This is a genomic window from Bacteroides sp. RTP31139st1_H2_RTP31139_211217 (assembly GCF_040227615.1).
GTDB classification, from domain to species: domain Bacteria; phylum Bacteroidota; class Bacteroidia; order Bacteroidales; family Bacteroidaceae; genus Bacteroides; species Bacteroides uniformis.
In genome coordinates this window covers 4,278-17,265 of record NZ_JBCNZM010000078.1, presented here as the reverse complement: position 1 = coordinate 17,265, position 12,988 = coordinate 4,278, and the positions used below count along the sequence as shown (strand labels likewise).

The following is a 12,988-nucleotide window of genomic DNA, read 5'->3' as shown; positions in this document are numbered from 1 at the left end:
GTTCAAGTACACGTCTCCTGCCGGCAGCGGTACGCCCATATACATCCCGGAACGCATGAGGCAGATGTACAAGAGGAAAGAGCAGTTCCCACGACTCTACATCCAGGAAGGAGAAAAGAAAGCGGAAAAGGCATGCAAGCACGGTATCCCCTCCATAGCGGTCAGCGGCATCCAGAACCTGGGACAGAAAGGGGCGTTGCCGGAGGATCTTGTCAAGATAATCACTGTCTGCGGAGTCAAGGAAGTGGCTTTCATTTTTGATGCGGACTGGAATGACCTCTCCCGTAACATTAAGTTCAATGCTCCAGTTGATTTTCGACCACGCAGTTTCTTCTCCGCTGCCCGAAACTTCAAGGAATATATGCGTATGCTGAAGAACCGCGGTATCATGGTGGAAATATTCATTGGCCACATCAACAAGAACGATGAAGGCGACAAGGGAGTGGACGACCTCTTGGCCGATAAGCTGGCCGGTCATGAAGAGGAACTGGCCGAAGACCTGGAATTTGCCTGCAACGAGAAGTCCGGAATGGGAAAGTATGTGGAAGTGTTCAAAATCACCACATGGAATGACCAGAAACTACGGGAATTATGGAACCTGCACAGCCATGAAAAATTTGCCGAGCAGCACCGCGAGGTCCTGCAGGAGCTTCCGGAATTTATCTTTGGTCGCTATGCCTGGAAGTTTGACGAGAACGGCAAATTGGTATCTGCCCTACCCTATGATGAGGATGAGAAGTTCTGGAATGAGGACTACAAGGAAACGAACGGTAACAGGGTGCCGGTGTTTGAATATGATTATGTGGCCGCCAAGACCTTTTTCCAGAACCGGGGTATCGGCCGTTACCGCCTGCTCGATACCAAACTCTGGACATATATCCATCTGGAGCCGCCGGTAGTCCGCACCATTGACGTGGAAGACGCACGCGATTTCATGTTCGCCTTTGCCGAACAGAACTGCAGCCGTTTCGTCAACAACCAGCTACTCAAGGGAGGCTCGCAATACGTCGGACCGTTCCAGATGTCAAGGCTCGCCTTCATCCAACCGAACTTCATCTCCCCGTCCCGTGACGAGCAATATTTCTATTTCCGTGACCGTTGCTGGCACATCACCCAGCATGAGGTCAAGGAAGTGGGATATGAAAGCATCACCCACCAGATATGGGATGAACAACGGAAGAACACCGATGCCAGGTACCTCGGCCACCCCCTCATTATATTCAGGGAGAAGGACGGCAGGTATGACTACGAACTCTCTCCGGAAGGCAGGAAATGCCACTATCTCCAGTTCCTTATCAATACCAGCAATTTCACCTGGAGAAAGAGGCCGGAAGAGATTGAGGAGAGTGAAATCTTTGAAAACAATCTTCATCTGCTTTCTAAGATGTGCGCCATCGGCTACATGCTGATGGAATGCAAGGACGCGAACGTGACACGTGCCGTTATCGGCATGGACGGCAAGCAGTCGGAAGTCGGTGACAGCAACGGACGCAGCGGCAAGTCACTTGTCGGTGAGCTGATGCGCCAGGTTGTCGATACAGTCTATATATCCGGGAAACGGACGGACATCTTCAACGACAGCTTTATCTGGAATGACATCGACGAACGGACACGCCTGGTATTCATCGACGATGTCATGCTGAACTTCAACTTCGAGTTTCTGTTCCCCAATCTCACCGGAGACTGGACTGTGAACAAAAAGGGGGGCGCACGTATCACTTATCCGTTCGCCAAATCACCCAAAGTATATATCCCCACCAATCATGCCATCCGCGGTACCGGTTCCAGCTATACCGACAGGCAATGGCTGATAGCCTTCTCCGATTTTTATAATGACAAGCACAAGCCCATGGATGATTTCGGGGTACTGTTCTTTTCCGAATGGGACTTCACCCAGTGGAACCTGACCTGGAACATGCTGGCCAACTGCATACAGCTCTATCTTAAATTCGGGGTCGTGCAGGCACCGGGCGAACGCCTGCAGCAGCGTAAGCTAAGGCAGGAGATTGGCGAGACCATCATATCCTGGGCGGACGAATACTTCAGCAGCGAGGAGCACTGTCGCCGTACCCCACGCAAGGAGATTTATGACAATTTCTGCAACTATGATCCGCAGCAACGCAAGTACATCACTTCCACCGCCTTCAAGGACAAGATAAAAAAATACTGCGAATGGAAGGGCTGGGTGTTCAACCCACACAAGTATGACGCCAAAAGCGGTCTGCCTCTCTTCCTGGACAAGGACGGGAAACCGGTTATAGATGACAAGTCCGGAGGAGTGGAGTATTTCACCATAGGCAAGACAGCCGGAGAGCAGACACCCCAGAGTGACCCGCATGAACTACCGGTTGGCAATCCGGACAACAAACTTGCATTCTGATGAGCGAGACACATTCCAGTATCATGGCCAGACTTATGCCGCTCTACGAGATGGCGCCCGAACGTTTCATGGCGTTCTATGATGCGGTGTATCTGATGTGTGTCGATCTGCCGGAAGGCTGCCGGTTCCGTATCTCAGACCGTTGCCGGGAAAAAGACCTGGAACTGTTCCGGGACATCGTGAAGACTCTCATTGCGGAACAGCCTTACGACAAGTATGCAGGACAATTGGAACTGTCGGATGATATGGAGTATGTGCGGCGGACAACCGGCTTTAAACCTTCCGGGAACCGCTTCATCCCGAAATGGAGAAAGGGATAGAATATGTCAATTTATTATGATGTAAAGATACATATTTTCAACGAATTACGCAAACAATCATGCTGAAAAAAGAGCACAAAATATTGGTGGTCGTTTCTCCGGAACCGGCTGAACGCAAGAGACTGTTGAGCCGCCTGGCAGTACGGCTCGGTTTCGCACTCATCCCTTCGGATGCAGCGAAAATCATATCGAACGACATCTACGGCATAGACCTGGCGACGGCCTATTTCGTTTTCTGCAGCAGCTACAATTTCCGTGGAGCCGTACTCACCAACCAGCGCTTGTATGAAATGGCGGCGCGAGGCTTGTGTGTGGCTGTAGGAGTCCGTTCCATTCCCCGTGAATATGAATTCATCTGCAAGGTGTTCTATCCGGAAGATTTTCCGTGATGACATTCCCGGAAAACACAATGCGGAGTATTCTTGAAAGTGCATATTAGGTATTTGTCTGCATCCGGCTGTGCGTGAGTACAGCCGGATGCAGTTTTTTCTTCTGCCCCTTCCCCCCTCCCCCCAACCCGTCATAATAACGATTCGGACAAACGTGCATGGAAGTGGCAACAGACATGAGAATTCCCGGAGGGGGTATATTATTCTTTTTTTATTCTTCTTTTTAAAATTGGACTACCTTAAAAAACAGAGAAAAAATCGTGCATTCGTACGGATGTGCGGAATTAAGTACATATTATTCTGATATACAAATATTTATAAGCGTACAAATTCCGCACGAATCGTGCACGAATAGCGCACGAATTGTACTTTTCTTCAAAAAACGGCAAAAAGTACGCAAACGAAAGAATTAGTACGGTTTTGTACGCTTTTTGTACACTTATAACAGCCTGACATTCAACAATATAAAAGATAAACCATGTACAAAAGCACTGTCGCACGATTTTTATACTATATCCGTATAAGGCCTTGGCTATATTATCGGTATTTTGTATATTTGATGTAGTCTGAAGGTATTTAATTGACTACAAATAGATTAAAAGAAACTCGCATGAGAATAGGCAACGGATAAGAAATTGGTAAAGTGCTTTGATACACTATATTTCTCATGCTGTCAAACAACTCTTATTTGTTTGCAAATATAATATTATTGCAGGTAAAAATCAAAAATAACGAGGTTTATTTTCATTTTTGCCTGCTGATATTTGTTCCGGATTGTCGGATGCGATATATTTGTAATTAGGATTCGTACCGTGTTCCAAGCGGTTCATAAGTAACGACTTGCGGAGCTTTGGCAACAAGGGGATGCGGCTCCGTTTTATAGAAATGACTTATGCAAACCGACTTATCCATTTACAACAGTCTTCGCCCTTCCTTTATAGAAGGCGTTCACGCCGTGAAGTTCAATGCTTTGTCGGCGGTCATATCGCGTTACCGGGATTATGCCCGCAGTTCCGAACAAATAAAAGCGTACTCGGGAGATTCTCTTCTGATGCGGGACATTGCCTCCTTGCTTGACGAAGCACCCCGTCCCATAACGGGGGAATACCAGGATTTCACCCCGTTCCTGCTTCTTCTGATGCTTTCGGAGGAGTTTCATGCCGTCCATTACGTCGAGCGTCTTGTAACGTGGTATTTCGGCTACTGTTGTGTCGATGAACTGCGGACGGTCTGCACCATTCTGTTCCAGTGTTCCTACCCGCATCACGACACGCTGCGGCTGCGGTTTAAGAATTACCTGCGTGAAGCCCGTAAGACATTGGGTATGCCCGTTGAATGTAACGCTGCTGTCATGCTGAAAATGCTCGACGCCTCTTATGAACATCTCACTCCCGCCGATGTCGGGGAGTTCGAGGAGCTGTTGCACCTGGGGGACGATTACGAGTTCATCTCCCATGTCAAATCGAATTATCTTGCCTCGGATAACGTCACGGAACTCGCCGGGGTTTGCGGGTATTCCAGCACGATTACCTTCCGCCGGCGTTTCCAGCGGGTTTTCGGCTGCTCGGCCTCCTCGTGGTTACGTCAGCGCCGTATCGAACGTATCGGGGAGTTGCTGCGGACGACACACTACACGTTGCAGGAAATAGCCTACATGTGCGGTTTCTCCGCCCAATCCCACTTTACGGACTTTTGCAAGCGGAATATGGGGAGCAATCCCACTTCCATCCGCCAGGAAGGCCGGATCTGACATTAAAATCGGCCTCGTGATAAAAAAACGAAGAGAAAGATAAAAATCGTAATCCGCCGGTTTTTCGATTCGCTAACTTTATACGCGAAAGTAACAAGACGGATTATGATTGCATTTATAGAAAAATTAAACAGCGAAGTCCTGCGGAGTATCGAACGTATCGAATCGCGGGATACCGACGTGTTGAAAAAGTCGCTTGAAGCGTCACGTGTCCTGGGAGAAGCGTTCGACCGTTTGAAACAATATATCATCGGCTACCGTTTTCAAAACGATGACGAGGAAATAAAGTTCTTCAAAGAAATCAAACCCCGTCTTTTTTGCCGTCTGATCTATTACCGCAAGCTCTACAATATCGAGATGAACCGTCCGGTAGGAAGTATCGAGGCACAACGGGAGTACCTGGACGCCCATGTTCGGGCCATCAACGCGTACACGCAGAAACGCCTTGACTTTATCCGCTATTTCCGCAGCGGCGCTACACACCTGGACAGCCTCTATTTCCTGCGCGGGCAGACCGACACGGAGCAATACCTGGAAACCTTCTACTATGAACTCGACCCGCAGTTTTCGACAAACGCGGATTTCAAGGTGGCGAAAATCCTGGCCAACGATATGTTGTCGGTTTATCTTATGGGCGAATTGGAATCACTGGAGAGCACGAACCTCCGGAACATGGTTCTGCCATTGTCTGACGTGCGTCCGACATGGCAGGACTCGAAGACGGATCTGACGGAACTTATTTACCTGCTCGACAGTAAAGGCTGTTTCGGCAATGTGCCACTCACGCAACTTGCCAGCTACATTTCCAACGCTTTCAACGTACACCTCGACATGAACCTTTCGAGGACATTCTGCGATATGAAAATCCGAAACAACCCGACACCGTGGCTTGACAAGGCGAAAGAGGCCCTGCTTAAACGTATGCAGACGTGGAAGCGAAACAAGAAAAACGGCAATTCCGAGTAGAATATGAACCGGTAAAGCACTCTATTCCTTATAGAAACACTGATAATCAGCGTTGTATATAACAAAAGAACCGAGGTCGGTTTTCCCCCGTAACTCTCGAAAGGAACTTTCCCGAACGCCCGTATTTGCACCCGTATAAGGAGCCGATACGGGTGTTCCGTTGTAGCCCCGTCCGGATTAGAACACCGTTAAGCGTTGAATCACAGTATTCTATCGCATTTCTGCCCATAAAAATACCGAGTACGGGCCGCGGATTTCGGTAAAAAACACTGCCTTCTTCACCGCATGAACCGTTGAGAATCAGTTCACTGCAAATTATCAAAAAAAAGTCGTACCGACCTCGTTTTAAGCTGTCCATATAAGCCCGACCTTTGTAACAGACTAAAAAACAAAGGAGTATGAAAATCATAGTGATCGGTTCGCGAGCCTATAACGAGCTTGTCGGGCGTATAGAGAAAATAGAGGCTGCAATCGCCTCTCTCCCTGAAAAGGGGCGTGCATGGAATAAGGAGTATATAAACGACGAATGGATGGACGGCGAGCAGGTCTGCCGTTACCTGGGTATCAGCGGGCGTACCCTTCAACGCCTCCGCTCGGATCACGTGATCACCTATTCGGCCATCAACCGGAAGCTGTATTATTCCCTCACGGAAATCCGCCGTGTGCTGAAGGAGCGTTCCGTGCGGCGCAAGAACCAACCAAAGGAGTAGGCCATGTTTCTGGACAAGGAATATTTCGACGGATGGATGCAGCGGCTCTCGGAACGGCTGGAACGTATCGAGAAGCTGTGCGCGGGGGACGTGGAGCAACCGCTTTCCATCCTGCCTGACGGGGAGCGTCTTCTGGACAATTACGACCTGTGCCGTATGCTCAATATCAGCAAGCGCACACTCCAGCGTTACCGCACCTCGGGAGAGCTGCCTTACGAGATGATCTATCACAAGACCTTCTACCGGGAATCGGACGTCCTGCGGTTCATCGAGCGTAACTTCAGTAATTTCCGCAAGCTGAAAAAGGATCGTCCTGCCGGTTCCGGTTAGGCCCTGTCCCGAGAGTCCGGCGTCATGGAAAAACGCGGAGATACATGGAATAAGGCACGACAAGGCGGTACAACCGCTCGATATTTGCCGTAAAATCAGTATGTTTGCTGAATGAAGCCTATATAATAATGAAGCAATGAAAGAAACTGATAAAATATATCCTGCCGACAAAGGGGAGGAAGAGCTGCTGCATAATGTGCGCCATATCTTGCAGGAAGCGCGCGCGAAGGTGATACATCATGTCAATTCGACCCTCGTGAGGGCTTACTGGCAGGTAGGGAAATACATAGTGGAGTACGAGCAGCAGGGAACCGACCGTGCCGGATATGGCAAGGCTGTCATCAACACCCTTTCCAGGCGGCTCGTGGCGGAGTTCGGAAACGGGTTCACGGCCACCAACCTGCGGTACATGAGGCAGTTTTACCAGTGCTACCCGAAATATCACACGCTGTGTGATAAATTGAGCTGGTCGCATTGCCGCACGCTTCTCAAGGTGTCGGGCGATGCCGCCCGTGATTTTTACCTGCACGAGTGCGTCAAGGAAAACTGGAGTGTCCGGCAGCTCGACCGCCAAATCAACACGCTTTTCTATGACCGCCTGCTGGCCAGCCGAGACAAGAAAGCTGTGAAAGAGGAGATTTCCCGTACCGAACCCGGACGTGTCGAACCCAAAGAGATCATCCGCGACCCGTATATCCTGGAGTTTCTCGGTATCCCGCAGGGAGAGCATTTTCTGGAAACCGATCTGGAGCAACTGCTCATCAGCCGCTTGCAGCGCTTGATGCTCGAACTCGGGAAAGGCTTCGCCTTCGTCGCGCGACAGAAGCGTATCTCCTTCGATGACAAGCATTTCTACATCGACCTGGTCTTTTACAATTACCTGGCCCGTTGTTTCGTTTTAATAGACCTTAAATCCGGGGAGCTGACCCATCAGGATTTGGGGCAGATGCAGATGTATGTCAATTACTACACCCGTGAGTTGATGAATCCCGGGGATAACCCTCCGGTGGGTATCGTCCTCTGCGCGGAGAAAAACGACGCGGTCGTCCGTTATACGCTGCCCGAAGATGAAAAGCAGGTCTTCGCCGCCCAGTACATGACCTATCTTCCCACGCAGGAGGAGCTGCAAACACTCTTGCAGGAAGTGTGACGACAACGCTCACGGACATATGAAAAAAGCCGATGGAAATCTGTACTTCCGTCGGCTTTTCGTTTACATCTTGATCCCTTTCTTCGCAGGGCCGTTCTCCGGCGGGCTGCCCACGCCCGCGATCACGATGCGCCCCCCGGAGGCGTCGGCAATCTGCCGCAGCCGGGAAGGAATACGGGCCGCCGTGTTGTCTTCCTTCGGGAGCTCTTCCGCCGTGTCATGCCGTTCCCGGCACACGTCGTTATCCTCCTCCGCCTCCTTTCCCTCGCTCTCTTCTATCGGTTTGAGGCTTTGCTGTATCCTGCGGTCTATTTCCGTCAGGTCAGCTTTTAGGGCCGTCAGTTCGGGCTCCTTGCGCCAGGAACTTTCCACCACTTCCCGCAGGACGGGAATATCTTTCTCCAGTTCCTCATTCTTTTTCCGGAATTTCTCCAGTGTCGGCTCGATGGTCGCGAGCGCGTGGATGAAGTTCATCGCCGCCAGTCGCGGGTCGGAGGCGATATTCCCGTAGTTATACTGGTATAGATAATCCCCTTCACCCCGGACATAAAAACGGTTCTGCACCAGGTCGAGCCCGTCTTTCCCGGTCGTTTCGCTCTGGACGAGCAGCTCGAACCCGTAGAGGCTCCCGATGGGTTCGAGCCTGTCGAGCGTGCGTGCCGTTTCGGCGATATGGTTGAGCTGTTTCCCGATGAGCTTGGGGTCGGAGGTTTCCAGCCCGTTCAGTTTCACGGGATTGCGGTACGAGCCGTCCTCGTTGAACTCGACGCGGGCCTTGAAGTGTTCCAGATCCTTGCCGATACGCCGTATCAGGTCGTTGTTCTTCTCTATCTTCTCCGTGATCTGCTCCAGCTTGTAGCGGCTCGATGATTTGCCGCGCACGAATGCCTGGCGTTCGCTTTCGAGCGTGGCAATCTTCTTCTCCAGGCGGGCTTTGTCCAGCAGGTCTGTATTTCCCGAGAGGACGGCGACATACTCGGAAAAATTCATGCCGCTCTTTTCGTCGATGGCCCCCTCGTCGATGGTACGGCTTCCCATGTTGTTGGTCTTGAGCTGGCGGATGAACAGTTGCTTGTTGTGCAACAGCCCGAACTTGTAGGCGTCGAGCGACTTCTCGACAGCGTATAATATCACGTCCACCTTGTTGTCGGCATGGAGTTTGGCGATCTCGTTCCCGGTGCGTATTCCCCGCCCGTCGCGCTGCTCCAGGTCGCTGGGACGCCAGGGGCAGTCCAGGTGGTGTATCGCCACGCAGCGTTTCTGCGCGTTCACTCCCGTCCCGAGCATCTCGGTCGATCCGAAGAGTACGCGGATTTTTCCGGTGTTCATACCGGCGATCATCTCCTTGCGCGCTTTTTCCGAGGTCGCCTCCTGGATGAACCGCACCTCGCTTTGGGGTATGCCGTAATCCTCCGCGAGTTTACGCCGTATCTCGGAATAGACGTTCCACCCCGCTCCGGGTTTGTAGGTTCCCAGGTCGGAGAATACGAACTGCGTACCTTTGTACGCCTCGAAACGGCGGTAGTAACCGGCAATCATACGGGCGCAGTGGCTCGCCTTGTTGTCCACGTGGTCGCTGTATAGTTCGGGGTCTATCATACGCATATCGAGCGACATCTTGCGGGCGTAGTCTGTGGCAATGAGCATTTTCGCCTTTTCCTCCCGCTCCGAGAGCGGCAGGCGGCCCAGGAGCGTGGCATCGCCCGATTTGGCGAACTGCACCAGCCGTTCTATGAACTCCGTCTGCTGGGGTGTCGGCGGGATATTGTGCAATATCTCGTTCTTTTGCGGTCGGTCGATCCCTATATCCTCCGCCGAGCGGTAATCTGTAATCTCGGAGTAGAACATGGCCAGTTCGGGAACCTTGATGAAATATCGGAACCGTTCTTTCTTCACGACCTCGTTGGTCACGGAAAACTCGTAGTCGATGGTTTTCTTGGCAAAAATGGCCGCCCAGGCATCGAAGGTGCGGATATTCTGACGCTCCAGTTCCTTCGGGCGCAGGTACTTGAAAAGCAGGTACAGTTCCGTGAGCGAGTTGGAGATGGTCGTTCCCGAGAGGAACGTCGCCCCCAGGTCGCGGCCCGTGCGCTGCTGTATGGTACGCAGCGCGTCAAGCCTGTTGAGCGCCCGCTGCGACCCCTCGGGATTTCCGAGGCCCGCCACCCGGTCATGCCGGGTCGTGAAAGTCAGGTTCTTGAATTTGTGGCTCTCGTCCACGTAGAGGTGGTCGATACCCATGAGGCGGAAGTCCACGGCGTCGTCCTTGCGTGTTTCCAGCGCGTGCGCCACCTTCTGCAACTTGGCTTCCAGGTTGGCCTTGCGTTTCTGACACCCTTTCATCATGGCGCGGGAAACGTCCCTGCCTTGTGCTTTGAGCACTTCGAGGTTCTCCTCCACACAGTCCAGCTCGGCCTGCAATATCTCCTGCTGTATCTCCGGAGACTGGGGTATCATGCCGAACTGTTCGTGCGAGAGGATCACGGCGTCCCAGTCGTTGTTGCGTATCTCCCGGAAGATGCGCTCACGCTTCCGGGGCGTGAAATCCTCCTTGCCCGGGTAGAGGACTTTGGCCATCGGGTAAGCGGTGCAGAACGTCCGGGCTATTTCATGGATGTTGGCTTTCAGCCCGATAATCATGGGTTTGTTGGCCAGTCCGAGGCGTTTCTTCTCGTAGGCCCCGCAGCACATGATGAGGGTCTTTCCGCCGCCCACCTCGTGGTCGATTATCCCGCCGCCGAGCAGTTTGTCCATCCATATCGCGTCCTTCTGGCTGTCATACAGATTGTCTATTCCCAGCCCCTTGAGGTCGAGGTCGGGGAATTCCTGGTGCGTCCCGTCGTACTTCGGGCGCACGTAACAGTTGAAAGTACGGTTATAGAGGTCTGTCAGGCGGTCTTTGAAGTCGGACGACTGCTCGCGCAGCCATTCGGGGAAAGCACCCCGGATCTCGTCTATCTTGCTGTTGGCGAGCTGTATGGCCTCCCCGTCACGCACTTTGACCTCCCGCCGTTCGCCGTCCACCCATTTGAGGACGGTCTTGGTGATGTCGGGCGAAGTGTTTTGCAGGGCGTGTTTCAAAAGGTGCAGGCCGTTGTACTTACGGGTCTGCGCGCTGACGGCATACTGCTCCGTGATCTTCACGTTCGTCGCTTCCGCCTTCACGCCGTACTCGTCCAGGTTGGAGGCGAAGGTGATCTTCACCTCCGTATCGAAGAGCGAGGAGGCGAAACGCTCGTAAATACCTTTTGGAATCCACCGTTCGCCCAGGTTGAAGTCCAGGTCGTCGAAAGCGATGGGTTTGGGTGTCGCCTCGCGCAGAGCCTCCAGCGATTCCCGGGCCGGGGCGTGGTCGGGATTCTCCCGCAGGAACGCCTCGATCCGTTCGGCTTTCCCGATGACATTGCCGGCGATGAACTTGTCGGCAACCTCGTAGCCGTCCGTTTCCGGGTTGTAATAGATACGTCCTTTCAGTTCCCCGAGTATTCCCTCCACGGTAGTTCCCGTGAGCGATGCCATGTAGCGAGGTTCCACCCGGCCGTACTTGTTCAGGCTGGCCACAAGGGCCTCCGAAGCATCGTCGGCGTGCGTGATCTCATCGGGATTGAAGGCCACGGGACGCTCGAAGATGTCGGCTTTGCGTGCCTTGCCGTCGATGTAACGCTCCAGCGATAGAATCTCCGTCCCCCGCGCGTCCATCTTGATCAGGTCGAGGTTGCGTTTGTCATTGAGCCGTCCGAAGCGTTCGGTGAAATTGTCGTAAAGCCGGTTGAGCATCTCCCGCAGGGCGGGGTTCGCCGTCAGCGTTTCCGCCTCGTTGTTATAAAGGTGGTAATAGGCATCGCGTATCTCGATATACATGGAGGCTTTCGTCCGTTGTGCAGGCGTGAGTTCCAGCGGGTGGAACATGGGTTGCAGGGATTCAATCCCCCGCAGGTAGCCGACCCGGTTTTGTCCGTCCGTGACGAGTGTCCCTTCGCGGAAATAGGGGGCGACCTCCCCCTCGAACGGGCGGGGTTTCATATCCACCTCCCGTATCTGTGGCGTTTCTTTACCGGGTTCTTCCTCCTCCGGATTTTCCGACGTGTCGAACAAGCTGCCCGTTCTCGGCGTACCGGCGGCTTGTTTCCGTCTGTCTTTCGGGGCTTCCGTCGGGGGGCGTACCGCCTGCCGTTCCCGCTGTTCCGGAGTTTCCTGCTGCCGGGCGCTTTGTCGGCGCAGTTCCGCCCTCCGTTCCGGGGTAAGCGACATCATCATCTCGTAAAAGCCGTTGATCGGCGGGTTGTCCTCCCAGTTCAGGGAGGCATACAAGTCTTCGGGATCACGCTCCGGTGGCGTCGTTTTCGGCATTTCGCTCTTCTGTTCCTCCGGAGAGGAGGCCGGGGCGAATAACGAGGGTTGCCGGGGCGTCTTCCGCTTTGCTCCCCGGCGGCTGTTCCTTTTCTTGGATATACCGAGTTCTGCCTGCCGCCGCTCCTCGGCGCTGAAGCCGAACAGGTCGTAGAGCGTCAGCAACGGTTCCTGCTGCACGTTTACCGGTTCGGCAGCCGCCGTTTCCACCGTGTCGAAAAGCGACCCGGCGAAGCCCTCCCGCGGTTTCGGTTCCGTTGTTCCGCCCACGTGCTGCACGGGAGTATCCGCCATGCCGAAATCTTCGGGTTTCGGCGGGTGCTGCTCCCACAAGCGATTCTCCCGCTCCTTCGACCAGGCCCCGAAGTCGGCCAGATCCTCTCCGGTCGGTTCTCCGGCGGGTGTGGCGGCAGAATCCGGTAACACTTGTCCGGGTTTGTTTTCGATTCGGGTAATCTCCCCGGTTTCGGTATCGACATGGTAGCCCTGCGCCGCCATTTCTGCGACGACGCGGCGTTTTTCCTCCTCTTCCCGCTGCTGCTGAAGGTTACGGGCGTCGGCGATAATCTCCTTGACGATTTCTCCGGCAAGGCGGGGCTCGTATCTTTCGGCACGCTGGCGTTCCGCCTGACGGGAACGGGAC

The 12,988-nt window shown here is 53.2% G+C and carries 8 protein-coding genes and 1 pseudogene; 8 read left to right on the top strand and 1 reads right to left on the bottom strand.

Features of this window, described 5'->3' with window-relative positions; translation table 11 throughout:
- From ABUA47_RS13785 to ABUA47_RS13750, 8 genes are all read left to right on the top strand, one after another.
- Nucleotides 1-2,380, top strand: a 2,380-nt coding sequence (locus tag ABUA47_RS13785) for a DNA primase (RefSeq protein WP_349831682.1), incomplete at its 5' end; no start/stop codon positions are given.
- Entirely contained in the window at nt 2,380-2,700 is a 321-nt protein-coding gene (locus tag ABUA47_RS13780; protein WP_005828961.1) for a hypothetical protein, read from the top strand. The genes ABUA47_RS13785 and ABUA47_RS13780, both read left to right, overlap by 1 nt.
- 59 nt (nt 2,701-2,759) lie before the next feature.
- On the top strand, nt 2,760-3,089 hold the full coding sequence (locus tag ABUA47_RS13775; protein WP_005828963.1) for a hypothetical protein: 330 nt from the start codon (nt 2,760-2,762) through the stop codon (nt 3,087-3,089).
- Nucleotides 3,090-3,981: 892 nt separating this feature from the next.
- Nucleotides 3,982-4,839 carry a helix-turn-helix transcriptional regulator gene (locus ABUA47_RS13770; protein WP_151936747.1) on the top strand — a complete coding sequence of 286 codons (858 nt, stop codon included), beginning with the start codon at nt 3,982-3,984 and terminating at the stop codon, nt 4,837-4,839.
- A gap of 105 nt (nt 4,840-4,944) precedes the next feature.
- Nucleotides 4,945-5,805 carry an RteC domain-containing protein gene (locus tag ABUA47_RS13765; protein ID WP_004303821.1) on the top strand — a complete coding sequence of 287 codons (861 nt, stop codon included), beginning with the start codon at nt 4,945-4,947 and terminating at the stop codon, nt 5,803-5,805.
- Nucleotides 5,806-6,203: 398 nt separating this feature from the next.
- Complete coding sequence (locus tag ABUA47_RS13760; RefSeq protein WP_004295488.1) at nt 6,204-6,515, top strand: helix-turn-helix domain-containing protein; 312 nt, start codon at nt 6,204-6,206, stop codon at nt 6,513-6,515.
- Nucleotides 6,516-6,518: 3 nt separating this feature from the next.
- Nucleotides 6,519-6,845: a helix-turn-helix domain-containing protein gene (locus tag ABUA47_RS13755; RefSeq protein ID WP_004295487.1), complete on the top strand. Its 327-nt coding sequence runs from the start codon at nt 6,519-6,521 to the stop codon at nt 6,843-6,845.
- A gap of 136 nt (nt 6,846-6,981) precedes the next feature.
- Entirely contained in the window at nt 6,982-7,995 is a 1,014-nt protein-coding gene (locus ABUA47_RS13750; protein WP_004295486.1) for a YhcG family protein, read from the top strand.
- A gap of 63 nt (nt 7,996-8,058) precedes the next feature.
- Here ABUA47_RS13750 and ABUA47_RS13745 read toward each other — a convergent pair.
- Nucleotides 8,059-12,988 (bottom strand): annotated as a pseudogene (locus tag ABUA47_RS13745) (helicase-related protein); the annotation flags it as partial.